Below are 25969 nucleotides of genomic sequence, written 5' to 3'. Positions count from 1 at the left end.
AACACATGATTCACGGACATAAGTACAGGACGGATGAGGAAATGGACCTGGACATAATTGCCTCGGCCCACAAAGAAGAAATTGCCTGCATTGAACTTTTCTCCACCCGAGGAGGAAAAATGGTGGCCCGGGACCATTTCCTTCTGGAAGGAGTAAAGGGAGTTGAGGAGCGGGTCTATCTTTCCTCCTTCTTAAAACTCCATTACCAGGAGACTCCTTTTGTCCCTCAGGAAATTCTGGTGTCCACCGACATAGAGGATAGAGAACTCATCGAACAGTGGCTGACCCAGGAAAGAGGCTCGCGGGTTAGGGTATCCGTTCCCCTTAAAGGAGAGAAAAAGAGACTTATGGAGATGGCTGCCGAGAATGCCTACTATGATCTGGATTTCCTGGCTGAGAAAAGGAGGACAGAGAAGGAGTCGGAGAGCGGTGTGCTGGTGGAACTGAAGGAAATTCTGGATCTCCCCCGTTTTCCGCGACGCATCGAAGGCTACGATATCTCCACTATTATGGGCCAGAGCTCCGTGGGTTCCATGGTAGTTTTTGAGGAGGGCAGATCTAAGAAGAGCGACTATAAGAGGTTCAGGATCAAAACCGTAGATGGCCAGGACGACTACGCCATGCTGGCAGAGGTAATCGGCCGTCGGTTTGGCCGCTGGCTGGACCAGACTTCCCCGTGGGACAGCTCTTTCAAAAAGATCCCCGATCTGATAGTAGTAGATGGTGGCAAGGGACAACTCTCGGTTTCCAGAAAAAGACTTATGGAGATGAGCCTGGAAAATCTTCCTATTATCGGCCTGGCCAAAAGAATGGAGGAGATCTATAAGGTAGATGAAGATCGGTCCCTGTCCCTCCCTCCGGATTCCGAAGCTCTCAAGCTGCTGCAGAGGGTCAGGGATGAGGCCCACCGCTTCGCTCTCAGCTATCATCGTAAGTTAAGAGATGCGGACACCATTCGATCCATATTGGATGAGATTCCCGGGCTGGGGGAGAAGCGCAAGCAGCTTCTTGTGGACCATTTTGGCTCGTTTCAGGAAGTGGTAGAGGCTACGCTGGAAGAGCTCTATGCGGTCAAGGGAATACCCCGCGCCGTGGCTGAAAGCATTTTCAGACATTTTCATCGATTTTAGATAGGTTAAAGTGGAAGCAGGGACTTTGTCAGAGATCTCACAAAAAGTCTGGGATGAGGCAAGGAGACTGCTATGGAGGCTATAGTCTACGATGTTTACGAAACTCAGTACGGTACCGGTCTTATCCTCTTTCAAAATGACAGAGTGAGACAACTGCATCTTCCTCTGGGAGATCGATACCTTTTCTCCCAGCTTAGCCAGTTGGTTAAGGAGAAAGTCCTTCCCACTAACAGCCGTTCACTACTGGCACAGAGGGTAGAGGAATATTTTAGAGGCCTGAGGGTGGAGTTCGACGACGTGAAGGTATATGATGAAGACTACCCAGAGCTCAGAAAATTAGTCTTTCAGGCTCTCAGAAAGGTAAAATATGGGGAGAGCTGCAGCTATGGATACCTGGCTCACGCTACCTCCAAGAAGACCACCCCTCGGGCCATTGGCAGTATTATGAGTTCCAATCGGGTACCTCTCGTAATTCCCTGCCATCGGGTGATCATGTCCGACGGGAGACTCGGAGGATACGGTCCTGACCCGGAATGGAAGAAAAGACTGCTGGAGATGGAAGGGGTGAGAGTGAAGGACTGATGGGATGGGGAATCCAGGTGGATGGGCTGGTTGGACAGAACATAAGAGGGGGTTCCAGGGGTTCTTAGGAGTTAGAAGGAATCGCCCATGCACCGCGGCGCACCACGTCGCGTGAAAATTGTGTTATTTTCAAGGGAGGGAGAGGGGGACCGAGGTGTTTGCCAGATGGATAGCTTTGACTCTGGCCATTCTGCTTACTACCTATCTCTTACCCCCGGCTCTGGTGGAGCTGAGGGGTGATAGATTTATTGTGGCTGTGGTGGCTGCCCTGGTCCTGGGCCTGGTCAATACCTTTGTTCGGCCCATCGTGGCCCTGATAGCTCTTCCCATTACCGTTCTAACTTTGGGCCTTTTCGCTCTGGTCATCAATGCTCTGATGATCTACCTGGTGGGTCTGATTGTCCCCGGCTTTGTAGTTCATGGTCTTTGGGGAGCTTTCCTGGCCTCTCTCATCATCAGCCTTATAAGCATGGTTCTGACCAGGATGCTCTCCCGGGAATAAGCAAATAGGGATGGATAATAAGTAGAGATGATAGATATGTCTGGAAATGAGAAGGATCTGAGAATTGTAATCATTACCGGACTTTCTGGTGCTGGAAGATCTGAGACCATGCGATGTCTGGAAGATGCCGGCTATTTCTGCATAGATAATCTCCCCTCCTCCTTGATCCAGAACCTGGCCCACATATTCTCCTTGCCGGGCAGCAAGATCAAAAGGGTGGCTCTGGTCATAGACGTGAGGAGCGGAGACTACTTCGATCATCTCTTCGATGCCTTGATGGCCCTGAAAAGAGAAGAGATAGGTTATCAAATTCTCTTTCTGGAGGCTTCAGATCAGACCCTGGTTAAGAGGTTTAAGGAAACCAGGCGGCGCCATCCCTTAGCCACAACTGGGAGGATCGTCGATGCCATCAAAGAAGAGAGAAAAAGATTGAGTGCTGTTCGGGACATAGCGGATATAGTAATTGACACCTCCAATCTGACTGCTCGAGAGCTTCATGAGAAAATAGCTGAAACCATCCTCTTTGGGGTAGAGGAGAAAAAGCTGCAGATATCGGTGATCTCTTTTGGCTACAAGTTCGGCATTCCTACCGATGCCGATCTGGTTCTGGATGTCCGATTTCTGCCCAATCCCTACTATCTGGATCGGCTTCGTCCCAAGAGTGGCAAAGACCAGGAAGTCTACGAGTTTGTAGTCCAGAGGCCAGAAACCGCCAGGTTCTTTGAGCTCTTTCGACAGTTGCTAGAATATCTCATTCCCCAATATGAGATCGAGGGAAAGAGCTATCTGACTATCGCCATTGGCTGCACCGGGGGGAGACATCGTTCTGTAGTAGTAGCTGAGGAGCTGGTCAAAATCATGAGAGAGATGGGCTATGGGATCAACCTGGTGCATCGCGACATAAACAAGAAATAAGAAAATGGTTGCCCGACAGAGCTCCTCCAGGAAAAGAAGAAAAAGCCATCCCAGAGTAGTGGTCATAGGAGGAGGCACAGGTCTCTCCACGCTGTTGAGAGGAGTTAAGACTTACACTCCAGATATCACAGCAGTGGTCACGGTGGCCGACGATGGCGGTAGCTCCGGACGGCTGAGAAAAGAGATGGGTATCCTGCCGCCCGGAGACATCCGTAACTGCATAGTGGCTCTGGCCGAGGAAGAGTCTTTGATGAGCTCTCTCTTCCAGTATAGATTTCAACAGGGAGAGGGTCTGAAAGGGCACAGCATCGGCAATCTTCTCATAGCGGCTTTGACAGACATAAGCGGGGACTTTTTAACTGCCATAAGGCAGGCCAGCAAGATCCTGAAGATCAAAGGCAGGGTCTACCCTTCTACTACCGAAAAAGTGGTGCTGCTGGCCGAGTTGGATAACAATACTATTGTAGAAGGCCAGTCCAGGATTATGAGGTCCGAGCATCCCATAAAGAGAGTCTTTCTCCGGCCTGGAGAAGTTTCTCCCGTCCCGGAGGCCGTCCAGGCGCTGATGGAGGCCGATCAGATTATTATCGGTCCCGGCAGCCTGTTTACCAGCATCATACCCAATCTTCTGATTCCGGACATTGCTGAAGCCATAGGAGCTTCCAGGGCCCAAAAGATATATGTCTGCAATGTCATGACTCAACCGGGCGAGACAAATGGCTATAGAGCAGAGGATCACCTGAGTAAACTCTTGGAACATTGTCCAGGCCTCACCCTGGACATAGTCATGGTCAACAATTCTCCCATTCCCAGGAGGCTGAGGGAGGCCTATGCCCTGGAGGGAGCTGTGGCTGTGGATTTTGATTCCTCCAGGCTAGAGGAAATGGGGGTGGAGGTGATCCTCAAGGATGTAGTCAACTTTTCTAATTTTGTCCGCCATGACCCCCTTAAGCTGGCCAGAGTGCTTAAGAGACTGACCGAACCAGAAAGGAGTGCCCCATGTCCTTCTCTCGGGAAGTAAAGAAAGAGCTAGCCCGCTATATTTCTGGGAGGTCATGCTGCAGGATGGCTGAGCTCTCAGCTCTGGTCAGGTTCAGAGGTAGCCTACATCTTGGTGGTGAAGGGTCCATCTCTCTCAGTCTTGACTGCGATAACGCTGCCATCTCCCGGAAGATAATCAAATTGCTGAAGGGAACATTTAACCTGACTCCTCAGCTTATGATAGAGAAGGAGCAAAAACTCCGGAAGAGGAATCGCTACCTGATTCTCATCCAAAACCAGCCGAGTCTTCCCCAGGCCCTGAACGAGCTGGGCATCCTGGATGACAGGTTCTTTCTTACAGGAGGGATTTTGCTCCGGCAGATCAGGCAGAGCTGCTGTGCTACCTCTTATCTTCGGGGGGCCTTCCTGGGTGGCGGATATTTGAGCAGCCCGGAGAAAGCACATCATTTGGAGATTTCTTCTCCCAGTGAGGAGTTAATAGAAGATTTGGTCAAACTTCTGGCCAGGTTCTCTCTGCCTGCCTCAAGTTACAGGAAGAAAGACAAGGAGATTCTCTATCTCAAAGACATGGACAAAATCCTGTCCTTTCTGGCTCTAATAGGAGCTCACCGCACTCTCCTGGGCTTTGAAGATGTGAGAATCATCAAGGAGATAAAGAACGAAGTCAATCGGCTGGTCAATTGCGACACTGCTAATGTCAAAAGGACGGTCCTTGCGGCCCAGAGACAGATTGAGGAAATAAGGAAGATCGACAGGACGCTGGGGCTGAACAAAATCCCCCCTGGCCTGCGGGAGGTAGCTCTTACCCGCTTAAAAAATCCGCAGGCTTCTATAGCAGAGATAGGTCGAATGCTAAATCATTCTGCCAGTAAGTCCGCGGTCAACCACCGGTTCAGGCGGATCTGCCGGATAGCCAGTGGATTGCGGGGCAGTAGGCTGAGAGACACGGGTATCCCACAAGACCAAGAGAGCGGCTAAGAAGCATAGAAATTTCCTGGTAAGTCGGAGCCATTTCGTGGAATTGTAGATGCCTCCGGGCGAATGAATCTCTCTTGCCTAAACTTCCCTGGGCAGGTATGATAAGCAAGAATGTCTTTGGCCCAGGTCGGAATTCCTGGGTCAACTTCACCCAAATCTATAAGGAGGTTAGGAAATGGCGGTAAAGGTAGGTATCAATGGATTTGGTCGTGTGGGGAGAAGTGTGTTCCGAGCGGGGATGAACTGCGAAGATATAGACTTCGTGGTGGTCAATGATCTGACCGACTCCCAGACTTTGGCTCATCTTCTCAAGTACGACTCCGTGCATGGGATTTTGAAGGCCAAGGTATATGCCGATGGAGACAATATCGTGGTAGATGATACCAGGGTAAAGGTCATCTCGGAAAGAAACCCGGCTAATCTGCCCTGGGCCGAACTGGGCATTGAGATCGTGGTGGAGTCTACGGGGCTCTTTACAGATCGAGCTAACGCCGAAAAACATATCAGTGCGGGAGCCGAGAAGGTTATCGTGACCGCTCCGGCTAAAGAGCCAGACCTGACCATTGTTATGGGCGTTAATGAGGACAAATATGATCCTAAGAAACATAGCATAATCTCCAATGCCTCCTGTACCACTAACTGTCTGGTCCCCATAGCCAAGGTACTGCTTGATAATTTCGGCATTGCCAGGGGGTTCATGACTACTATTCATGCTTATACCAATGACCAGAGAATTCTGGACCTTCCTCACAAAGACCTCCGGAGAGCAAGGGCGGCCGGGCTCTCTATCATACCTACCTCTACTGGGGCAGCCAAAGCTATCGGTCAGGTCATTCCCGAACTGTCTGGTAAAATGCACGGCATGGCCATGCGGGTCCCTGTGGCCGACGGATCCATCGTGGACCTGGTGGCTGTGCTGGAGAAGGATTTCACCGTAGAGGATGTGAACCGGGCCATGAAGGAGGCCTCCCAGAGCGAGAAATATCGAGGAATTTTGGACTACACTGAGGATCCTCTGGTGTCCGTCGATGTTATTGGCAACCCCCACTCTGCCGTCTTTGATGCTCAGTCTACTTTAAAAATCGGAGACATGGTCAAGGTTCTCTCCTGGTATGATAACGAGTGGGGCTTTTCCTGCAGAGTGGTGGATCTCATTAAATACATCGCTGAAAGTATGGAATAGGGAGAAGCAAAAGCAAATTTCACTGCGCAGCAAAAGAGGAGCGACAGACAGGAAAGAAAAGGCCTCTCTTTAGTCTCCTTGAACGTACCTATGAATGAGAAGGTGAAGATATGAATAAAAAGACCATCCGGGATGTAGACCTGGAGGGCAAGCGGGTTCTGGTGCGGGTAGACTACAATGTTCCTCTCAATGATCGGGGAGAGGTTACCGACAACACCAGGATCAAGCGATCTCTACCTACCCTAAAATATCTATTGGAGAAAGATGCCAGGATCATTCTTATGTCCCATCTGGGGCGCCCCAAGGGCCAGGTGGTGGACAAGTATCGGCTGGATTCAGTAGCTCGGGAGCTGGAATCCCTTTTAGGGGTAAAGGTCAAGAAGATGGACGCTATATATTCTCCTCAAGTAGCCGCGGAGGTCAGAAATATGAAGGAGAGGGAGATCATCCTTCTAGAAAATCTCCGTTTCGATCCCGGGGAGGAGAAGAACGATGACACCCTGGCCCGCAATCTGGCCAGTCTGGCCGACATCTATGTGAATGATGCCTTTGGCGCTGCCCATCGGGCCCACGCTTCTGTAGTAGGAGTCACCCGTTACCTGCCCTCGGTGGCTGGATTTCTGATGGAGTCGGAACTAAAAGCCCTCTATTCTCTTCTGAAGTCTCCCCAAAAACCTTTTGTGGTGATTCTGGGAGGAAGCAAGGTCTCCGATAAGCTTAAGATTATGGACCGCTTCCTGGAAGTGGCCGACGCTCTTCTCATTGGAGGAGGAATGTGCTTTACCTTCCTGAAGGCTCAGGGCTACGAGATCGGACGATCTATTTGTGAGCAGGAGCTGGTGAGCTATTGTCGGGATGTACTGGCTAAAGGAGAGCGGAACAGAGTGAAAATCCTTCTGCCCGAAGACCTGGTGGTGGCGGATGGGTTTAAAGAGGATGCCAGCTATGCCACCGTTAATGTAGGTTCTATCCCACCAGATTGGATGGGTCTGGATATCGGGCCCAGAACGGCGGATAAATTCTGTCAGGAGATCACAGAAGCCAGGACGGTCTTCTGGAACGGCCCCATGGGCGTTTTTGAGTGGGGAAATTTCGAGGGGGGCACCAGGAGAGTGGCAGAGGCGGTTGCTCAATCCGAAGCCTATACTGTGGCGGGCGGCGGAGATACCCTGGCGGCTATCGGAAAGTACGGGGTAGAGGACCAGATAGATCACATCTCCACTGGCGGGGGGGCTTCCCTGGAGTTGTTGGGAGGGGAGAGCTTACCCGGGGTGGAAGCGCTAGAGGATAGTCAATAACAAGATAGAATAGAGAGAGGCCAGGTAAGGTCATGAGAATACCCATCATCGCTGGCAACTGGAAGATGTATAAGACCCACCTGGAGGCCGTGAAGCTGGTTCAGAGTTTGTGGTATGAGGTGAGCGACGTTTCCGGAGTGGAAGTGGTGGTCTGTCCACCCTTTACTGCCCTGCGGAGTATTCAGACTGTCATTGGAATGGACAAAATGAACTTCAAATTAGGGGCCCAGGATGTCTACTTCGAGGAAGAAGGAGCTTTCACTGGAGAAATATCACCCCTCATGCTCAAAGCGTTGCACGTGGACTACGTGATCGTCGGCCATTCTGAGAGGAGGCAATACTTCAAGGAATCGGATCAGGATGTGAATAAGAAAGTTCTGGCTGTCCTGGCCCAGGGCATGAGACCGATAATGTGTGTGGGTGAGCCTCTGGAGATCCGGGAGAAGGGCCAGGCAGCCAGGTATGTAGAAGATCAGGTGGTCAACTGCCTGCAGAGCGTACCGGAGGACAGGCTGGGGGATATGGTGATCGCCTATGAGCCCATCTGGGCCATCGGAACAGGGAGGACAGCCTCTCCTGAGGATGCCAATGAGATGGCCGGCCATATCCGAAGGATAGTGGCCTGTATCTTTTCCGAGCCAGGGTTCCAGAAGATTCGCATTCAGTACGGGGGGAGTGTCAAAGCCAGCAACATAAAAGAGCTCATGGCCGGGCCGGAGGTAGATGGGGTACTGGTGGGTGGAGCCAGCCTTTCCGCTGATGAGTTCGCCAGGATTGTGAGATATGAAGAATAGGGTGGGCGAAGACGTGTTATCTTTCTCCCTTGAAAATAATAACACAATTTTCATGCGACGTGGTGCGCCGCGGCGCATGGGTGATTCCTTTGAAACTATTTTGAGGATTTCCTAAATCTGAAAGGGAGTTGAGAAAACATGGAAAGGCACATCTTTCGCGTAGTACTCGAAGAGGAGAGGGACGGGGGCTACTCCATCTATGTCCCTGCCCTCCCTGGCTGTGCAAGTCAGGGGGAGACCAGAGAGGAAGCTCTGGCTAACATCCGGGAGGCTATCGAGCTCTACCTTTGGAGCCTAAAGGATGACAACCTTCCCCTGCCCGAGGGGCCTGGCGCAGTCGAGGTCAGGGAAGTGGAAGTGGCGGTATGACCGAACTCCCCCAGGCTAACGGGAGGGAAGTTATTCGGGCGTTAGAGAAGGCTGAGTTTTTCGTCAAGCGCCATAGGGGAAGCCACGCCGTTGTAGTGCACAAACACGACCTTATGCGAAGAGCCATCGTACCAGTACATGGGTCAAAGGATGTCAAACCCGGCACCCTCAGAGCAATTTTGCGGGGAGCCCACCTTACGGTGAAGGAGTTCAAAGAGCTTCTGAGGTAATGGGTATGGCCAATTAGTGAACTCTGGCATGGGGCGGTAGTTAGAAATCATAGGGTTTCTAGATGTTTCCGAGGCAATTCGCACTCTTCCTTCTGGAATACCGAGGAGTGGTCATTGGAACAATAGGAAGCCGTTTCTAGGGAATTAAAAATTGGCTGGGTTTAGAAATTGGCGGTTCAAAAGGCAGTGAGAAAGAGACCCATAAATCTCCCCTTGAAATACTATGACGTCATCCTGGTGGGCAGTCCGGCAGTGCTGGTGGGTGCTTTCACCTACCTTACTCTTGATGCTCTGGGATTCTTCCCATCCCTTTGGGTCTGGGTTATTGTTGCAGCCATTATTTCCCTGTATCTCTACCGGCCGGCTCTTGGTATTACAGCCTCCCTGACTTCGCTGGTACTCCCTATCGCCTGGGTTTCCCTGCCGCTGGCTGTACTATTTTTGCTACTGTGGTTGATTGTTAAACGATTCCGAATTCTAACACCGACAGGGTTCTTGCTCTTGGCCCTGCTCGCTGTGGTCTATCAGTTCCCTGCTCTGGGTCCCCTTCTCTTGGTTGTCCCTCTGGCTGCCGGGTTTCAGGGGTCGCGTCGCGGGCCGTTCCTGGCCGGGATTGCCTGTCTGGTGTCGACAATGCTGGGAATCCTGGGTGGTCAGGAGTCGCTAGGCCCACTCAGGATTGGAGTAACTCAATCTCTGGTTAAGCTTCCTCCCACGCCGCCGGAGGCTCCTCTATCGCCAGACTGGCTAGTGACCGCGGTACACAATCTGACTGCCAGGGCTACGATAGACTTGATTGTGAGCCTGCTCAGTCCCTTGTGGAAGAGCCCCCTTTTGGCAGCCCAGATTCTGCTTTGGGCTCTGGCTGCTTACATGGTAGCTCGCATCATGGCCGGCTCTCGCTTTGACTGGACTGCCCGCCGCGCCCTGGCAATTGGAGCAGGCGCAGCTACGCTGGTGGTCGGCCAGATCCTGCTGCTTGACCAGTTGGCCGGGGTGGAACTTGCTGGCGCTGCTGTCGTTGGCCTGGCTTTGGCTGCCAGTGCAGGTGGGGTGACAGTGTTCTTCTTTGCCTCTCACTTGGAGAACATGGATGCTCGGGCGCAACGCCCAGTCAAGATCGAGATTGAGAGCACCACTCCGGTTGCTACAGAAAAGGTACCGCCTCCGTCCTTAGGGAGGCCAGGTGCCTCCTGGGACGACCTGGCCGGCATCCAGGACATCAAGGCCGAGGTAATGGAGGCTATCCGCTCCCAATTTGATTCCAGGTTCCGGGCAGCCCTAAGCCGCATGCATATCGCACCTGCTAGAGGGATTCTCCTCTACGGTCCACCGGGGACAGGGAAGACTCACCTGGGACAGGTCATCGCCAGCCAGGCGGGGGCGACATTCATCCGGGTCAGTGGTACGGAATTCACCAGCAAGTGGTTTGGTGAATCGGAGGCAAATCTGCGACGGATCTTCCGGGGGGCGCAGGAGAGCCGGCCGGTGGTACTCTTCTTTGACGAGCTGGAGGCTATCTTACCCCGCCGGGACCAAATGTCCCGCGCTGATGCGCCAGAATTGGGTATTGTAGACACCTTTTTAGCTCAGACGGATGGTGTGGCGGACATAGATGGGCTGCTCCTCCTTGGCGCTACTAATCGACCGGACCTTATTGATCCAGCAGCCTTGCGTCCGGGTCGCTTTGACAAAATCATCTATGTGGGCCCGCCAGGACAGGAGGCGCGTCGACAAATCTTCTCCCGCTACCTTAAAAATCGGCCGCTAGCCGAGGATGTTGACCTGGATCGCCTGGCGGCCCAGACGGAGCGATTTACCGGTGCCGATATCCGGGCTGTTTGCGATGAGGCAGCTCGCAAGGTACTGGGACAGGGTGCAGTAAGCAGTACCACGGCAATTACCATGGCAGATTTACTGCGGGTGATCGAAGGCACCAAGCCCTCAGTCTCCTTCGACATGTTACGCCTGTATGAGAGAATTGCTGATGCCTATAGCCGACGTTCTGAGAAAGTGGTGCGGGAGGAGGTCATTGAAAAGAGCAGGCTGACCTGGGATGACGTCAGTGGGCTGGACCAAGTGAAGCAGGTCCTGCGCGAGAGCATCGAATGGCCCCTGGCCCACCCGGCCGTGCTGACTCGCTACGGAATCAAAGTGCCCAAAGGGGTGTTACTTTTTGGGCCGCCCGGTTGTGGCAAGACCTACCTGGCCAAGGTAGTAGCCAGCCAGGCCAACGCCCATTTCTTGCATGTAAAGGGGCCGGAGCTTCTGACCGGGACTGTCGGGGCCTCCGAAGCCAAGCTGCGGGGTCTTTTTGACCGGGCGCGAGAAAATGCACCCTGCGTGCTATTTTTTGACGAAATTGATGGGCTGGCGGGACTGCGGTATGGGGGGCAACGCAGGACGGAGCTACTTACGCAGTTGCTGACCGAGATGGACGGAGTGGAGGAACTGAGAGGTGTGGTAGTAGTTGCCGCTACCAACCGGCCGGAGGATCTGGACCCGGCGATATTACGACCAGGTCGCTTCGACCGGCTTATCTACGTGCCACCACCAGATCAGGTAGCACGGACCAGGCTTTTTGAGATGGAGCTGGCCAACAAGCCGCTGGACCCCGATGTGGACTGGGGGCGGTTGGCTGAGATAACTCACGGCTATAGTGGAGCAGATATCGTGGCTATTTGCACCGCAGCAGCCATGGACGCTGTGCGAGAGACGCTGAGCGAAGGTTGTGAGATCCCGGTAACGATGAAGCACCTTACGGAACGGGTGAGACAAACCCCACCTTCGATTAGTCAGGAGAGGCTGGCGCAGTACGAGCAAATGAGGATTGCTCTGGCACGTTAGGCCTGCTTTCAAGACGGCGAGTAGTTAATGTTCCAATTAAAGAGTGGGTTATCCATCTTCGCTGCCTTCATCCGCTACTTGTAGATCCTCTTTTCTCCTTCGAGTGGGAAGATCGGGGATCTCAAAGGGAGGAAGAAAATTGGTTTTCACAATGGGTGTGGTATCAACAAAAAAGATGGACTCCTCTCTGGCTCGGTAGTATCTTTTTCATGGGCTTCGGTCTACCCTTCTTGGTTGTTCTTCTAACTTAAAAGGATAATCGAAGCCTCTCTCTTTGCAGGAATTTTCGGACTTACCTCGTTTAAGTCGCGAAAAAATAGGGAGGTATTTGTATGGAAAGAAATGGAAAGGTAGTGTTGGTTACCGGCGCATCGTCTGGAATTGGCAAATCCTGCGCCAAGTATTTAAGCGAAAGGGGCTACACCGTCTTTGGCACGAGCCGTTATTTCCCACCAGCCAATTTGCTAGAAACAAATGGCCAATTCCATACCATTAGAATGGACGTTACAATCGATGAGTCAGTAAATGAGGCGGTGCAGGCAATCCTAAACAAAACCGGAGGAATTGATGTCTTAATCAACAATGCTGGCTGTGCTTTGGCTGGAGCCATTGAAGACACCTCCCCAGAAGAGGCATTAAACTCTTAAGTTTTAGCCTTACAGGAAGCCAGCTGTTTCGACTGAAAGTATTTCTAAAGAGTGCACACCGAGGATAAAGTAAAGATATCAAATAAGAAAGCCAAAAGAAACTCATCTCATCTCTCCTGCCAAAAGTGTCCCAAGTAGAGAAGTGAGAGGAGGCTGGATCCTTTCTTTTGCCAAAAGGTTTCATATACAATGGTATAAGCCTGGGCAGAAAGCCACACCATGCTCCTTAAAGGCCAGGGTGCTGGGAGCCGCATTTATTTTCCGAAAAACAAAGCAGAGCTCCCTTTTATTATTCCAATAGAGAAAGAGGAGGCTCTTTAATGAATGAGGTTGCCGCTACTGCGGGCTATTTTGTTTCCCGGTTAGATGGCAAGAAAATACTTTTTAGAGCAGCTAGAAGAGAATCTGGAAAAGCTGTTTTGATCTTGCATGGAGCCTGCGAGCATAGTGGCAGATATTTGCATCTCACTAAGTTTCTTGGGGAGCAAGGTTACTCGGTTTTTGCTCCCGATCTGCGCGGCCACGGCCGAAGCGAAGGAAGACCAGTTCATGTTGAGCGTTTTTCTGACTATCTCTCCGATCTTGATCAAATGCTAAACTGGATCAGGGAACCAGGTTGTCTAAGAGTTCATCTCCTGGGCCATAGTATGGGCGGCCTGATTGTTGCCAGATATGTTCAAGAGTACCAGCCGGATATCACTAGCCTGATTCTGAGTTCGCCTTTATTTGGCTGGAAAAAAATGCCAAGAATAAAGATTTTTGTCGGAAAGGTTATTTCTAGGATCTGGCCGACTTTCTCTTTCAAGAACCCGGTCGATGAAACTGCCCTAAGCCATGATGAATCAGTGGTTCGCGAGTATCGCCAAGATCCACTAGCATATAATGTCGGCACGGCCAGATTCGGAGCTGAGCTGACCAAAAATTTTGCCATCCTCTTTGAGAAAGCTAAGACCATAAGAGCACCACTTCTGCTCCTGGCTGGAGGAGCTGACCAAATAACTGACCTCAAAGCTTCAAGAGAGTTCTTTGAGAAAGTCGGTTCCAGGGACAAAGAATGTTACATCTTTGAGGAGATGTACCACGAGATTTTCAATGAGACTGAAAAGGAGAACCCGCTGGGTCGCCTGGCGGACTGGTTGAGAAAACTAGATGGATGATTCTGTAATAATCGAAGAAGATGTCAAGGAGACGTCTAGAATCCAGTCATTTTTGGCAAGATAGTTGTATCTTCTCCAGGTAGCAGTGAGGGGAGTTAAAAGAGCCTGAACTCATCAGGGAATTTTGGATGCTTCCCTTGTGGAAAAGTGCAGAGACAGAGAAGGATAAGTTGTTAAAGCAAAATTGGCGTTCCTGCCAAAAAGGTCGAAAAGCGAATCTTTAGCACCCTTTTCCGAAGCTAAATCAGGTGGCAAATTGATCAAAAATCTGTTTTTTGCAGCGATGCCAAAATTAGTACTTGAAAAATAGTATAGAGGAAGATTTTCAAATAGAAAAGGAGAGAGGAAATGAAAGCAAAGAAGTTAGCACCTTTTAATTATGTCTGGGTAGTTTTAGTAATAGTAATAGTAGGAGGGACCTTGGCTTATTTTCTCAACCAGGGAATTCTTTTTCCTCGCAAAGTAGAGGTAGAAGCGCCCGAGGTAGAAGAAGTTAAAGCCGAGGAACCTTCCCCACTTCCCCCAGCAACCGAAGAAGAGGCGGAAAAAGAGGTAGCCACAGAAGAAGAGGTCTTAGCAGGACCTGTGCAAGAAGAAGTCAAAGAATTTACTCCAGAGATGATTAAAAACAGACTATTTCGTGGAGGCAAAGAATTGCCGATCTGGTATCTGATGGAATGGGGAGACGAAGAATATGTGGCCTCAGCAGTAATTGCAGGTCCTCCCAAATTTGACCAAGAGTTAAAAAAGATTCTGGTTCCAGTAGCTTTTCAAAATCCTAAGAGCAAAGAATTCTTTGTTAGAGACCTTTTTCTTCTTGGTCCGCCCTTGGCTCCCTTTGCGTTGAATACTATCTTTTTAACTGACTGGCAATTTCCTGTAGAGTGGAAGGAATGGACTGAGTTCGGGTGTAATGCTCCTGAATTGCTCGAATACTTCCAGCCTGGTGATCAAATAGCTTTTACCTTAGTGACCTCTCTTGAAATCTGGAAGACAATTCCAGAAAGTCAAAAAACTCCTGACTGGCAATTGGATGTCAGTATTACAGAAAAATTCCTCTCCAATCACCTTGCTCTGTTTGAGGCGATGAAAAAAAACAAAGACCTTCCAGAAGTGGTATTGCTCCCCCATAAGTTTTTTGTCAACGGAGAGAGCTGCTATTGATCCTTCGTTAAAAGCTGGGTGGTATTCTGGGATTCTCTACCCGAGGGTTCTGGTACGGTCGAGGTCAGGGAAGTGGAAGTGACGGTATGACCGAACTCCCCCAGGCTGACGGCAGGGAGGTTGTTTAAAATGTTGACGTCTAGAGGAGTGTACTCTAATATTGAACCAATGAACAAATCTACACAGAGGGAGAGTTATGTTTACTCATCAATTCACATTTGTAACCGCAATAGTGATTTTACTCTTGCTCCTGTCGGTTCTTCTGTTAGCGGTGCTTTTTTGGTCTGTGATCTACCTGGAGAGAAGTTCTGAGGGTGGGCCGGGTCTCTTTGGCCTGAGAAGATCAGCAGCTCCGCAGCAGGGTGTCAATGAGATCTTTGGCGGAGGGGCACCCGGAGATACTGGTGCAGACGGTAGCTGGTAGCAAGTAGGCTTGTTCAAAGTGATGAAATGTGGAAGGGCAGACACCGCTCTGGAAGAGGCCGAAGGAAACCTTATAGCTTTGCTGCCCTGAGTGGAGATTTTATATATACTCAGAAATTCTTCCTTTAGGGATTAGCGAAGCCGAGAAAAGCTACCTACCTTCAGCTCTTAGGACAGCATTCCTTTAGTTATTCTCCTTGCCTCTGTCCTTTAGGCTTGGGGAGCCAACATTTCCTTCGAATTAGGATGCCTTCTATCTAATCGATACAAGTAAAGGAAGGTTCTCTGCTTGAGGCTACTGTTTCTGTTGCCTTCCACCTCAAAAAGTGCTACACTTCGTAACATCTTAAAGAAAGGTGTTCATGAAATGAATTCCTGGTATATCATAGCTCTTTATGTTATTCATACTATTGTTTCCTTAGCTCTTATCTTCTTTATTCTTCTTCATTCAGGAAGAGGAGGAGGACTGTCGGAAGCCTTCGGAAGTGTGGTCAGTTCTTTTGCTAGCTCGGGAATTGTGGAGAAAAACCTCAATCGGATAACTATCGCCCTTTCCATAGTCTTTGGCATAACCACTCTGGTGTTGGTCATCTTACTTTAAGCAGCTTTGCTGAGGGAGGTGGTGCACCAAACATCCCAGGTTTCCTAGAATGCTCGAATAAGGGACAAGGTGAAGGTCGATTTTCAGTGCGAAGTTGCTGCCTTTGATAAAGGTAACCCTACGGCAAGTGCTGTAAGCTGCTGTGGGGATGTTGATTTAGGGAAATAGGAGAAGGAGGTAATGATGTATATTCCCAAAAGGCTGTTGTTCGTTGTTATTGTGGTCAGCGTAGTCTTTGCATTGTATATTGTAGCGGGGTGCGCGCCGCGACCGAGCGGAGATATAGTAATTGGCTACGATCAGGAACCCGCTATTCTCAACGGATTCCTTATGGGCGGGGCCATGATGGCCACCCAGGATGTCACAGCGGCTGTACTTGAGGGGCTGATCGGCCTGGACAATGAGCTCCACTACTATCCCTGGCTGATTACTGAGATACCCTCGGTAGAGAATGAACTTCTGACCGAGGAGCCTTTCACCATTACTTATAAGCTGAGAGAGGGGATTACCTGGAGCGACGGGGAGCCCCTGACCTCCCAGGACATCAAGTTCACCTGGGAGACCATCATGAATCCAGACTGGCTAATTATCAGTCGGGTGGGCTATGAGAAGATCGAGAGCATTGAGACCCCTGATCCCCTGACTGCCATAGTCAAGTTCAAGGAGCCTTATGCTCCCTGGAAAGATATCTTCAGGGGAATTCTGCCCAAACATTGGCTGGAGGGCAAAGATTTCAACACAGCCATGAATCAGGAGATTCTGGGCTCCGGGCCCTTCATCCTCAAAGAGTGGGCTGCCGGAGATCACATCACTCTGGTAAAGAACGAGAACTACTGGGGTGGCCCTAACGGGGTTAAACCCAAACTGGATTCCATTACCTTCAGGTTTCACCCGGAGACCATGGCCCTGATCACTATGCTTAAGACTGGTGAGGTGGATCTGATTATTCCTCCTCCGGATGTAGCTCTCCTTGAGCAACTCCAGGCCATCGAAGGTGTGGAGGTTCAGGTGCAGGGAGGGCTTATCTGGGAGCATCTGGCCTTCAATCAGAAGGACGCTGGTTCACCTTTAAGGGACATTAATGTCAGAAAGGCCATCTGCTATGCCATAGACCGGAAGACCATTGTAGAGCAGGTGCTTAAGGGTCAGGTTGGTGTTCTGCAGTCCATCTATGCTCCCACTCAGGCGGTCTACACTCCGGCCTGGGAGCAGTATACCTACGACCCGGAGAAGGCCAAACAGCATCTGGCTGAGGCTGGATATACGGCGGAGGTTCTGGCGGAAAAGCCGCTGAAACTGAAGCTGGGGACCACCTTTGGTAATGTTGCCCGAGAGCAGATACAGCAGGTTATCCAGTCTCAGTTGCGCCAGGTGGGCATCAACGTGACCATTGATAACTACGATGCGGCCACGTGGTTCAGCGAAAAGGTGGACAAAGGCGACTATGAGATGGGTATCTGGGCCTGGGTGGTATCGCCGGATCCCGATTTGGAGGCCACATTTGCCAGGGATAGGATCCCCCCTGAGGGTCAGAACTGCTACTGGTATGAGAACGATAAGGTGACTGAGCTTCTGAAGCAGGCCAATACGGAAGTGGATGATGCCAAGAGGCTTCCGCTGTACCAGGAGGTTCAAAAACTCCTGGCTGATGACGCTGCCCTTCTGCCCTTATATCAGCGGCTCAACATCGTAGCCTTCAATGCCAGGTTGAGGGGTGTAAAGGCTAACCCTTCTCTGGTAGGCACCTTCTGGAATACCGAGGAGTGGTCTCTAGAGCCAGAGTAGTAAGGGACTATTATTGAATATTGTCCCGACACAGCGAAGCAAGAAGTAGAAGTGGGAGTTCCGGGGAGATCCATGAAAGGAACTCCCACTTTTGTTGAGCAGAATCAAACTGGTACAATAGTAAAGAGAAATCAAAGAATACTTTGATGCCATGCTTACCTTTGTTATTAGAAGAATTTTAGCCAGCATACCTCTCTTACTCCTGGTCAGCGTGCTGATGTACCTGATCATGTACCTGGCTCCAGGGGGTCCTCTGGCCATGCTTACCATGAATCCCAGGATCAGGCCTGAGGATGTTCAGAGAATAATCCACATGATGGGGTTGGACAAGCCCTGGTACCTTCAGTACTGGACCTGGCTCATGGCTTATATTCGGGGAGATTGGGGAACCAGCTTTCAGACTCACCGGGAAGTCTTTGACATGATAATGAACCGGCTGCCCAACACCCTCCAGTTGATGGGAATTTCCATGGTTTTTGCTCTGATGCTGGCAATTCCCATAGGGATATATTCTGCTATCAGGCAGTACTCCTGGTTTGACCATGCCAGCACCAGTTTTTCTTATTTCGGCTACTCCCTGCCCATATTCTGGTTTGGACTGATGCTTCAGCTCTTCTTTGCCTACTACCTTTACAAGTGGACGGGGGTACATTGGTTTTATTCTGCCCACATGTACTCCGTGGGGTACGAGCACGACATAGTGAATAGATTGCAGCATCTGGCCCTTCCAGTCATGACTCTGTCCATCGCCTCCATTGCTGGCTGGAGCAGGTATCAGAGAGCCAGCATGCTGGAGGTGATAAACTCTGACTATCTGAGGACTGCCCGGGCCAAAGGTCTTCCTGAGCGCACCGTCATATTAAAACACGCTCTCAGGAATGCCATGATCCCCCTGATAACCATCCTGACTCTAGATATGGCGGCTCTTTTCAGTGGGGCAGTGGTTACCGAAACAGTTTTCGCTTGGCCGGGGATGGGAAGACTGTTCTATGATGCGGTGGTGAGCAGAGATTATCCAGTGGTTATAGGCTCGGTAATGCTCTTCTCAGTAATGGTAATTATATTCAACCTGATAGCAGATATACTGTACGCTGTCTTCGATCCCAGGATCAGGTATGACTAGAGCGATAGGCCCGGTTGGGGGTTGAGGAAGTTTGGTCTATAGAGACGGATTCATTGATCAGGTAAGCGAAGGATATGAAGGGGTGGCTGCGAGGGAAAGGGAGGCGCTTCCCGAGGAGTACGCCGGGAAAACCCTTCTCCAGATATTCATCCGCCGGTTTGTGAGACATAAGCTGGCTATGGCAGGACTTGTGGTCCTGGTCGTTCTTTACAGCCTTGCCATTCTTACACCCTGGATAACCCCCTATGAGTTCGACGAGATAGATCTCTATAATATGTACTCGCCCCCCAGCGCCCAGCACTGGTTTGGTACCGATGAGTTGGGAAGAGATACACTGACCAGAGTGTTGTACGGAGGGCGGATATCCCTGATGGTGGGCACAGTGGTGGCCATTCTTTCCTCAACCATTGGCACTCTTATCGGTATGATCGCTGGATATTATGGGAAGTGGGTGGACAACCTTCTGATGAGGTTTGTAGACCTGATGCTTTCCCTCCCTCTTCTTCCTTTGCTCATCGTGGTGGCGGCTATAAAGGGACCTGGACTGGGTGGAATAATCATCATATTGGGACTTTTAACCTGGACTTCAGTGGCCAGGCTGGTCAGAGGTTCGTTTTTGTCCATCAGAGAAGAGGACTACGTCCAGGCGGCCAGAGCCCTGGGAGCTTCCGACTGGAGGATAATTGTCAGACACATCCTTCCTAACGCCATGGCTCCCATAATCGTGAGCACTACCCTGATGGTGGGCATCGCCATACTCATCGAGTCTGTCCTGAGCTATCTGGGATTTGGCATCCAACCCCCCACTCCCAGTTGGGGCAACATGCTCCACAAAGCCAAGATTACCATGACCCAGTATCCCTGGCTCACCTATTTCCCGGGGCTGATGATTGTGCTGACCGTCCTGTGTTTCAATTTTGTGGGTGACGGGCTGAGAGATGCCCTGGATCCCAGACAGACCTTATACAGGCGATACACATAAAGATATAGGTAAGTAAGATGGAGGTGGGTTACTAGCAACTACAGGTTGACCCTTTTAGGTGAGGGATTTCTGTCGGAGGCAAAATGCTCACTCTCTCATGTTTGAAGGCTTAGTTACCGAAGAAGGGTTGAATCGCAAAGTGTTAACCTGAAGTTGATGGTCCAGATATGGCAGGCCAACCCCTTCTCTCAGTGCGCAACCTCAAGACCTACTTCTACACCATGGAGGGTGTGGTCAAAGCTGTGGACGGGTTATCCTTCGACCTCTCCCCCGGAGAGACTCTGGGCATAGTAGGAGAATCAGGCTCCGGCAAGACTGTGGCTGCTCTCTCCGTACTGAGGCTTATTCCTGATCCTCCGGGTAAGATATTAGAGGGGGAAGTGCTCTACGAGGGCCGGGACCTGCTGGGCCTCACAGAGAAGGAAATGCACTCCATCCGGGGCAACGAGATAGCCATGATCTTCCAGGATCCCATGACCTCCTTGAATCCTGTCTTCACTGTGGGCTACCAGATCATGGAAGCCATCATCTTGCACCAGAAGGTGGACAAGAAAGTGGCCCGCCAGAGAGCCATAAAGCTTCTGGCCCAGGTGGGTATTCCCCGACCTGAGGAGCGGATCAACGATTATCCTTATCAGTTTAGCGGAGGGATGCGCCAGAGGGTGATGATTGCCATGGCCCTGTCCTGCAACCCCAAGATCTTAATTGCCGATGAGCCCACCACTGCTCTGGATGTGACTATTCAGGCTCAAATCTTGAGGCTTATGAATCAGATCAAGCACTCTACCAACTTCGCCATTGTTATCATCCCCCATGATCTGGGAGTTATTGCCGAGATGGCCGACAACATCGTTATTATGTATGGGGGTAAGGCCGTGGAGCATAGTGATGAGGACAGTATCTTCTACCGCGCACACCATCCCTATACCTGGGGCTTACTCCGCTCCATCCCCCGCCTGGATGAGACCAAAAGGAGGAGGCTGGTTCCCATTGAGGGAGTTACGCCATCCTTAATTCATGTACCTTCGGGATGCAGCTTCCATCCCCGCTGTCCCTATGCCAGGGAGATCTGCTTCAAAGTGGTTCCTGAGTTGAGGGAGGTGGGATCTTTTCATAAGGTGGCCTGCCACCTCAGCGAGGCCGAGGTGAGATACTATCGGGAGACTCTGGTGGAAAAGAGTGCGGAGGGCCAGAGACATGTACTTAAGGACAAGTAAGAGCCACTAAGACAGGGAGTTGTGAGCGATGGCCGTAAAAAGCCAGGGCACTAACCAGGTGCTCCTAAAGGTAGAGAATCTGAAAAAGCATTTTCCCATCAAAAAAGGTATCATCAGAAAGACGGTGGGCTATGTTTATGCCGTAGATGGAGTATCCTTTGAGATCGAGAGGGGAGAGATCCTGGGTCTGGTAGGTGAGAGTGGCTGTGGCAAGTCCACCACGGCCCGTCTCATCCTCCGCCTTATCGAGGCCACTCAGGGAAGGGTCATCTTTGATGGTATCGACGTCCTGGGCTGTGCCAGAGAGACTCTGCGCCACCTCCGGCGCAACATGCAGGTCATCTTTCAAGATCCCTATGCCTCCCTCAATCCCCGCATGACCGTGGGTAGCATTGTGGAGGAACCGCTGCTCATTCACCAGGTGGGCGATAGCACATGGCGCAAGAAAAATGTTAAGGAGCTTCTGGAGACCGTGGGCCTCAACCCCGAGCACACTAACCGCTATCCCCATGAGTTTAGCGGAGGGCAGAGGCAGAGGATAGGGGTGGCCCGGGCCCTTGCTCTTAAGCCCCAGTTCATCGTCTGCGATGAGCCGGTCTCCGCCCTGGACGTCTCCGTCCAGGCCCAGATCTTAAACCTTTTGGATGATCTGCAGGATGAATTTAATCTCACCTACCTCTTTATTGCCCATGATCTCTCAGTAGTTCGTCATATCAGTGATCGGGTGGCGGTGATGTACCTGGGCAAGATCGTGGAGATAGCCGATAGTCTGAAGCTCTATGAAGCCCCGGCCCATCCCTATACCCAGGCTCTCCTGGCTGCCGTGCCCATTCCGGACCCTGCGAAAGAAAGACAAAGATCTCGTTTCGTCCTGGAGGGAGATGTACCCAGCCCCATAAATCCTCCCTCCGGATGTCACTTCCATCCCCGCTGTTCCCGGATGAGCGATATCTGCACCCAGGAGGAACCACCTCTGGAGAGCTGGGGAGACAGCGAAGGTCATCTGGTAGCCTGCTGGCATCCCGGAGTGGGGCCGGAGATGGCTTGAGAAGAAAAACAGCATCTATTTCAGAGATTGTTCTGTTAGTGGAGAACCTCCTTCGATTTTAGCCATAGCGTTACCTATGTCTTTCTTTTTATTTCCTCTGAAAATGCATCTTAATTTTCATGTTCCTTTGTGCCATCTGTGGCATGAGGGTTTCATAGGTTCTTCTATTGCTGGAGACCTTCTTTCTGCCAGAGTTTTTCTATCTGCACCAAAACGTTTTAGCTTTGTTCCACTTTCTGTTTCACTCTCATGCCCCATTCTCTGCCTATCCCCCAGACCTCCTTCATGCCGTTGATCTTCCTCAGCCGACCGATACAGAAGATTCATTACGCAGCAATAAGTCATCTCTTGTAGAGGAGAGGGCATGCCGCAATTTGTTATCCCAGATTGGAACTAACACATAAACACATAACTTTGTACTTGCATTGCATTTTCGTTTAGTTTATAATGTAGAAGGCAGGATCAGAATAAGGTCCGAAATCCTGAAAAAGCCTTCAGTTGCAGAAAAAATAAAAGGGAGGAAGGATAATCGCTCCATTGAGCGTATTGCCGGGAAGGATAAGGTTTGAGAACCCTGATGTTGTCGGGAAATTCAGGGCATCTAAATATCTTGAAAGGAAAATCATGGAGGCAAAGAACAGGGCAAAGAGATATTTTAAGACCCTTTTAAATATCGCTGCCGGCGCAGGTGCTGTTATCGGAGGGACATATATCTTTTCAAGGATAAAGGAAAAGCAGGATGCGGACACACGCCTTGAAAGGATGGAACAGATTATAGATGAGATTGCAGTAGAGGACGAGGAATTTCAGGGAAAGAAGTTTAAGGCAAAGGAGGTGGCAGAGTAATGTCTTCCTTGTCGTTTTTAAACATAGGTGAAAAGGCAGAGGTGGTGGAGATTAAGACAGAAAAGGGTCATGGTTGCGGCAAAAAAGAGAAACATATCTGTCATGTGGAGGACATGGGTTTACGAATTGGCAATGTGGTTGAAGTGCTGAACAACGAGGGGCAAGGTCCCCTCGTTGTAAAAGTTAACGAATCACGAATTGCCATCGGCAGAGACATGGCGATGAAGATAATGGTGAAGAGGATAGAAGAGTGAAGGGAATAGTTATGTGCTTTCGGCTATTAATGAGTATGCTTTTTTTTGTCCTGTATCGCAAAGACGATAACAAAAGCTATTGCTGTCAGGGCGTATGTATTCAGGTAAATGATGTTGTAGGGCTAAAACAAAAGTGACAAGGAAAGGAAGAGGTGGCTGCCTGATGCAAATGGGGGGCCGCTATCAACTAAGAATGGTATTGGCTCCATACTGAAAGTATATCATGGCGTTACTGCAAAAAGGTCAAAATTTGTGTATTTGGCTCTGTCCGGCGAATCTAAATCGGATGGTAAATTGGCCCAAAATCTGGTTTTTGCAGTAACGCCATATCATAATTTCAATCAAAAAAGGAGGAGATAACATGAATCTTTCAATGCTTAAACCAGGGGAAAAAGGGAGAATTACAAAAATCGGAGCAATCGGTCCACTTAAAAGAAGACTTATGGACATGGGTGTGCTTGTCGGGGAAGAGATAAAGGTGGAAAAAATAGCGCCCCTCGGCGACCCAATTGAAGTAACAATAAAAAATTATAACCTCTCCTTTAGAAAGAAAGAGGCAGAGGGGATATCTGTGGAGGTGGCGAAATGAGTCAAACAGTCGTTAGTAGGCAGTCCTCAGTCGGTAGTCAGGTATCAGAAAGAAAAACCATAACCGTTGCTGTTGCAGGCAATCCTAATTCAGGCAAATCAACCCTCATCAATGCCATCGTAGGGACGAGGTTGCATGTGGGCAACTGGCCCGGTGTTACTGTTGAAAAGAAGGAGGCAATGCTTGAGTATGAAGGAAGAAAAATAAAATTTGTTGACCTGCCCGGCGCATACAGCCTCAGTCCTTACACGCAGGAGGAAATCATAGCCAGGGACTACCTTGTCCATGAAAAGCCCGATGTGATCATCGATATTGTAGATGCCACAAACCTTGAAAGAAACCTGTATCTGACCGTTCAGATGATGGAGCTGGGGATACCGATTGTCATTGCCTTGAATATCTATGATGAGGCAGAGAAAAAAGGATACAAGATCGACACAAAGGCTATGGAGGAGGCGCTGGGAGTTAGGGTTATTCCAACAGTATCAACAAAGAAAAAGGGGCTGGATGATCTGCTGAAGGCAATTATTGAGGTTGCAGATGCCATCCCCTCGCATTTGCCAAATCAACTGAATTACGGACAGGACATTGAAGATGCATCATCGGCATTACAGATGCAGATTAAGAATGCCTATCCTGCCCTTGCAGAAAAATATCCACTTAGGTGGCTCTCTTTTAAGCTTATGGAGGGAGACGACCATGTTTATAAGGAGATAAATATCGCTGGCAACGGATTGCCTGTCAGAGATGTTATAAATCATCTCAAAAAGGCGCACGGCGATGATATTGAGTCCATCATGGCAGATGCAAGATACGCCCAGGCTACAGGGCTTACCCATGAGGTATTGAAAAAGCCTGAATTCAGAAAGATAGATTTAACAGAAAAGATTGACAGGGTTGTCCTGAACAGATTCCTTGGCATTCCGATATTTCTTGCCGCCATGTGGGTTGTATTTAAATTAGTCTTTGATGTATCAACACCCTTTATTGACTGGGTGGACGAAATGATGGCTGGGCCATTTCCAAGATGGGCAGAGGCAATCCTTGGAGTCATTCATGCGCCTGCATGGACTGTCTCCCTTGCCACAGACGGAGTCATCGCAGGGGTTGGGTTTGTTTTAGTGTTTGTGCCTATTATATTCGCCATGATGTTTGCGGTCACTTTTCTTGAGGGGAGCGGCTATATGGCAAGGGCTGCATTTGTCATGGACAGGGCAATGCACGCCATGGGGCTGCATGGCAAATCTTTCATACCCATGCTTCTTGGGTTCGGGTGCAATGTCCCTTCCATATATGCAACAAGGACATTGGAAAATCCAAAGGACAAGGTATTGACTGCATTGATCGTGCCCCTTATGTCTTGTGGGGCAAGGCTCCCTGTATATGTCCTCTTTATAGGCGCATTCTTTGCTGCCCGTGCAGGAACGGTCATCTGGTCATTATATGTGCTTGGAATTGCTATGGCAGTAGTCATGGGGGTTATATTTAAGAGGACGCTCTTTAAAGGCGAAGCCCCTATGTTTATCATGGAGCTTCCACCATACAGGATGCCCTCATTTAGAAGCCTTATGATACATACATGGGAAAAGGGGAGACACTTTCTGATAAAGGCAGGAACGTACATACTTGCGGTATCCATACTCATATGGTTTCTCCTCAATCTGCCATGGGGTGTTGAGCATAAAAAGGACTCCTTTTTAGGGCAGGCAGGCCAGGTAGTTGCACCGGTATTTGAACCGCTTGGATTTGGGAATTGGGAGGCTGCATCTGCACTGATTACAGGCGTAATCGCCAAAGAGATAGTGGTTGGGACAATGGGTGAAATATACATTCCGGGAGCCTTAGAGGAAGAGGAGGGAGAGACCCCTACATTAGGAGAGGATTTAAAGGAGATAGGGACATCTTTTATTGGCGCCTTTAAGGGCGCTGTAGTGAATGTCTTTTCTTCAGTTGGTGTTGTATCTCTTGCCGCTGGAGAGGACGAACCTGGGCCCATGAGGACTGCAATGCAAAAAGCATTTACACCCCTCAGCGCTTTTGCCTTTATGGTATTTACCCTGCTTTATATGCCATGCGTAATTGTTATGATAGCCCTGAGACATGAATTTGTTACATGGAGGTGGTCTGTGATAGCGTTTCTGTACCTGATGATACTGGCGTGGGTAGTGACATTTGTGGTTTATCAGGGAGGAAGACTGTTGGGATTTGAGTAAATAAAACCTAAGTTGAGCGGTTTCACCGCTAATCCTAAGTAGGACAGGCGCCCCGCCTGTCCTAAAAGGTGAAAATGACAGGACAGCCGA

25 protein-coding genes are annotated in these 25969 nt (G+C 50.0%); all 25 read left to right on the top strand.

Annotated elements, in window-relative coordinates; genetic code table 11:
- Positions 1-1130: excinuclease ABC subunit UvrC (uvrC, locus tag HW443_RS00760; RefSeq protein ID WP_176237822.1), on the top strand; the 1130-nt coding region annotated here is incomplete at its 5' end.
- 72 nt (positions 1131-1202) lie between these two features.
- Entirely contained in the window at positions 1203-1712 is a 510-nt protein-coding gene (locus tag HW443_RS00755) for a methylated-DNA--[protein]-cysteine S-methyltransferase (RefSeq protein ID WP_176231743.1), read from the top strand.
- 154 nt (positions 1713-1866) lie between these two features.
- On the top strand, positions 1867-2214 hold the full coding sequence (locus HW443_RS00750) for a phage holin family protein (RefSeq protein WP_176231744.1): 348 nt from the start codon (positions 1867-1869) through the stop codon (positions 2212-2214).
- 57 nt (positions 2215-2271) lie between these two features.
- Complete coding sequence (rapZ, locus tag HW443_RS00745) at positions 2272-3129, top strand: RNase adapter RapZ (RefSeq protein WP_176231747.1); 858 nt, start codon at positions 2272-2274, stop codon at positions 3127-3129.
- A gap of 4 nt (positions 3130-3133) precedes the next feature.
- Positions 3134-4150, top strand: coding sequence for a gluconeogenesis factor YvcK family protein (locus tag HW443_RS00740; RefSeq protein ID WP_176229684.1), 1017 nt, complete (start codon positions 3134-3136; stop codon positions 4148-4150).
- Positions 4129-5109, top strand: coding sequence for a DNA-binding protein WhiA (gene whiA / locus HW443_RS00735; protein ID WP_176231745.1), 981 nt, complete (start codon positions 4129-4131; stop codon positions 5107-5109). The genes HW443_RS00740 and whiA overlap by 22 nt, the downstream gene beginning before the upstream one ends.
- Before the next feature lie 175 nt (positions 5110-5284).
- Positions 5285-6292 carry a type I glyceraldehyde-3-phosphate dehydrogenase gene (gene gap, locus HW443_RS00730; protein WP_176235913.1) on the top strand — a complete coding sequence of 336 codons (1008 nt, stop codon included), beginning with the start codon at positions 5285-5287 and terminating at the stop codon, positions 6290-6292.
- A 110-nt stretch (positions 6293-6402) separates the two neighbouring features.
- Complete coding sequence (locus HW443_RS00725) at positions 6403-7590, top strand: phosphoglycerate kinase (protein ID WP_176235912.1); 1188 nt, start codon at positions 6403-6405, stop codon at positions 7588-7590.
- A 32-nt stretch (positions 7591-7622) separates the two neighbouring features.
- The gene (tpiA, locus tag HW443_RS00720; protein ID WP_176235911.1) at positions 7623-8384 is read left to right on the top strand and encodes a triose-phosphate isomerase; all 762 of its coding nucleotides are present in this window, start codon (positions 7623-7625) and stop codon (positions 8382-8384) included.
- 138 nt (positions 8385-8522) lie between these two features.
- Complete coding sequence (locus tag HW443_RS00715) at positions 8523-8753, top strand: type II toxin-antitoxin system HicB family antitoxin (protein ID WP_176236697.1); 231 nt, start codon at positions 8523-8525, stop codon at positions 8751-8753.
- Positions 8750-8983, top strand: coding sequence for a type II toxin-antitoxin system HicA family toxin (locus HW443_RS00710; RefSeq protein WP_176229688.1), 234 nt, complete (start codon positions 8750-8752; stop codon positions 8981-8983). Before HW443_RS00715 ends, HW443_RS00710 begins: the two co-directional genes overlap by 4 nt.
- A gap of 168 nt (positions 8984-9151) precedes the next feature.
- A complete protein-coding gene (locus HW443_RS00705) occupies positions 9152-11830 on the top strand; it encodes an AAA family ATPase (protein ID WP_219853494.1) in 2679 nt (892 codons plus the stop codon).
- A 332-nt stretch (positions 11831-12162) separates the two neighbouring features.
- A complete protein-coding gene (locus HW443_RS00700) occupies positions 12163-12477 on the top strand; it encodes an SDR family NAD(P)-dependent oxidoreductase (RefSeq protein ID WP_176230975.1) in 315 nt (104 codons plus the stop codon).
- Between the two features lie 320 nt (positions 12478-12797).
- On the top strand, positions 12798-13634 hold the full coding sequence (locus HW443_RS00695; RefSeq protein ID WP_176230976.1) for an alpha/beta hydrolase: 837 nt from the start codon (positions 12798-12800) through the stop codon (positions 13632-13634).
- Between the two features lie 585 nt (positions 13635-14219).
- Positions 14220-14798 carry a hypothetical protein gene (locus HW443_RS00690; protein ID WP_176230977.1) on the top strand — a complete coding sequence of 193 codons (579 nt, stop codon included), beginning with the start codon at positions 14220-14222 and terminating at the stop codon, positions 14796-14798.
- Between the two features lie 790 nt (positions 14799-15588).
- On the top strand, positions 15589-15822 hold the full coding sequence (secG, locus tag HW443_RS00685) for a preprotein translocase subunit SecG (RefSeq protein ID WP_176230978.1): 234 nt from the start codon (positions 15589-15591) through the stop codon (positions 15820-15822).
- 180 nt (positions 15823-16002) lie between these two features.
- Positions 16003-17607 (top strand): ABC transporter substrate-binding protein, encoded by a 1605-nt coding sequence (locus HW443_RS00680; protein ID WP_176230979.1) that lies wholly within the window; start codon positions 16003-16005, stop codon positions 17605-17607.
- A gap of 151 nt (positions 17608-17758) precedes the next feature.
- Positions 17759-18730: an ABC transporter permease gene (locus HW443_RS00675; protein ID WP_176230980.1), complete on the top strand. Its 972-nt coding sequence runs from the start codon at positions 17759-17761 to the stop codon at positions 18728-18730.
- Between the two features lie 31 nt (positions 18731-18761).
- Positions 18762-19712, top strand: a complete 951-nt coding sequence (gene opp4C, locus HW443_RS00670; RefSeq protein WP_246273181.1) for an oligopeptide ABC transporter permease — start codon at positions 18762-18764, stop codon at positions 19710-19712.
- A gap of 167 nt (positions 19713-19879) precedes the next feature.
- The gene (locus HW443_RS00665) at positions 19880-20929 is read left to right on the top strand and encodes an ABC transporter ATP-binding protein (protein ID WP_176237821.1); all 1050 of its coding nucleotides are present in this window, start codon (positions 19880-19882) and stop codon (positions 20927-20929) included.
- Positions 20930-20957: 28 nt separating this feature from the next.
- The gene (locus HW443_RS00660; protein WP_176230982.1) at positions 20958-21977 is read left to right on the top strand and encodes an ABC transporter ATP-binding protein; all 1020 of its coding nucleotides are present in this window, start codon (positions 20958-20960) and stop codon (positions 21975-21977) included.
- A gap of 537 nt (positions 21978-22514) precedes the next feature.
- Positions 22515-22823, top strand: coding sequence for a hypothetical protein (locus tag HW443_RS00655; protein WP_176230983.1), 309 nt, complete (start codon positions 22515-22517; stop codon positions 22821-22823).
- On the top strand, positions 22823-23077 hold the full coding sequence (locus tag HW443_RS00650) for a FeoA family protein (RefSeq protein ID WP_176229661.1): 255 nt from the start codon (positions 22823-22825) through the stop codon (positions 23075-23077). The genes HW443_RS00655 and HW443_RS00650 overlap by 1 nt, the downstream gene beginning before the upstream one ends.
- Positions 23078-23438: 361 nt before the next feature.
- Positions 23439-23666 carry a FeoA family protein gene (locus HW443_RS00645; protein WP_176229660.1) on the top strand — a complete coding sequence of 76 codons (228 nt, stop codon included), beginning with the start codon at positions 23439-23441 and terminating at the stop codon, positions 23664-23666.
- Positions 23663-25879 (top strand): ferrous iron transport protein B, encoded by a 2217-nt coding sequence (gene feoB / locus HW443_RS00640; RefSeq protein ID WP_176230984.1) that lies wholly within the window; start codon positions 23663-23665, stop codon positions 25877-25879. The genes HW443_RS00645 and feoB overlap by 4 nt, the downstream gene beginning before the upstream one ends.
- Positions 25880-25969: the final 90 nt, after the last annotated feature.

This window comes from Candidatus Hakubella thermalkaliphila (assembly GCF_013281975.1).
Taxonomy (GTDB): Bacteria; Actinomycetota; Humimicrobiia; order Hakubellales; family Hakubellaceae; genus Hakubella; species Hakubella thermalkaliphila.
The sequence above is the reverse complement of the archived record's forward strand: the minus strand, read 5'-3'. Positions and strand labels throughout refer to the sequence as shown.

Excerpts from the sequence above, each read along its gene's own strand:
- HW443_RS00675 (WP_176230980.1), top strand. The coding sequence starts at position 17,759 with ATGCTTACCTTTGTTATTAGAAGAATTTTAGCCAGCATACCTCTCTTA.
- feoB (WP_176230984.1), top strand. The coding sequence starts at position 23,663 with ATGAGTCAAACAGTCGTTAGTAGGCAGTCCTCAGTCGGTAGTCAGGTA.
- whiA (WP_176231745.1), top strand. The coding sequence starts at position 4,129 with ATGTCCTTCTCTCGGGAAGTAAAGAAAGAGCTAGCCCGCTATATTTCT.
- gap (WP_176235913.1), top strand. The coding sequence starts at position 5,285 with ATGGCGGTAAAGGTAGGTATCAATGGATTTGGTCGTGTGGGGAGAAGT.
- HW443_RS00700 (WP_176230975.1), top strand. The coding sequence starts at position 12,163 with ATGGAAAGAAATGGAAAGGTAGTGTTGGTTACCGGCGCATCGTCTGGA.
- secG (WP_176230978.1), top strand. The coding sequence starts at position 15,589 with ATGAATTCCTGGTATATCATAGCTCTTTATGTTATTCATACTATTGTT.
- HW443_RS00725 (WP_176235912.1), top strand. The coding sequence starts at position 6,403 with ATGAATAAAAAGACCATCCGGGATGTAGACCTGGAGGGCAAGCGGGTT.
- HW443_RS00710 (WP_176229688.1), top strand. The coding sequence starts at position 8,750 with ATGACCGAACTCCCCCAGGCTAACGGGAGGGAAGTTATTCGGGCGTTA.
- HW443_RS00715 (WP_176236697.1), top strand. The coding sequence starts at position 8,523 with ATGGAAAGGCACATCTTTCGCGTAGTACTCGAAGAGGAGAGGGACGGG.
- HW443_RS00680 (WP_176230979.1), top strand. The coding sequence starts at position 16,003 with ATGATGTATATTCCCAAAAGGCTGTTGTTCGTTGTTATTGTGGTCAGC.
- HW443_RS00755 (WP_176231743.1), top strand. The coding sequence starts at position 1,203 with ATGGAGGCTATAGTCTACGATGTTTACGAAACTCAGTACGGTACCGGT.
- HW443_RS00695 (WP_176230976.1), top strand. The coding sequence starts at position 12,798 with ATGAATGAGGTTGCCGCTACTGCGGGCTATTTTGTTTCCCGGTTAGAT.
- HW443_RS00660 (WP_176230982.1), top strand. The coding sequence starts at position 20,958 with ATGGCCGTAAAAAGCCAGGGCACTAACCAGGTGCTCCTAAAGGTAGAG.
- HW443_RS00645 (WP_176229660.1), top strand. The coding sequence starts at position 23,439 with ATGAATCTTTCAATGCTTAAACCAGGGGAAAAAGGGAGAATTACAAAA.
- tpiA (WP_176235911.1), top strand. The coding sequence starts at position 7,623 with ATGAGAATACCCATCATCGCTGGCAACTGGAAGATGTATAAGACCCAC.
- HW443_RS00650 (WP_176229661.1), top strand. The coding sequence starts at position 22,823 with ATGTCTTCCTTGTCGTTTTTAAACATAGGTGAAAAGGCAGAGGTGGTG.
- HW443_RS00665 (WP_176237821.1), top strand. The coding sequence starts at position 19,880 with ATGGCAGGCCAACCCCTTCTCTCAGTGCGCAACCTCAAGACCTACTTC.
- HW443_RS00740 (WP_176229684.1), top strand. The coding sequence starts at position 3,134 with ATGGTTGCCCGACAGAGCTCCTCCAGGAAAAGAAGAAAAAGCCATCCC.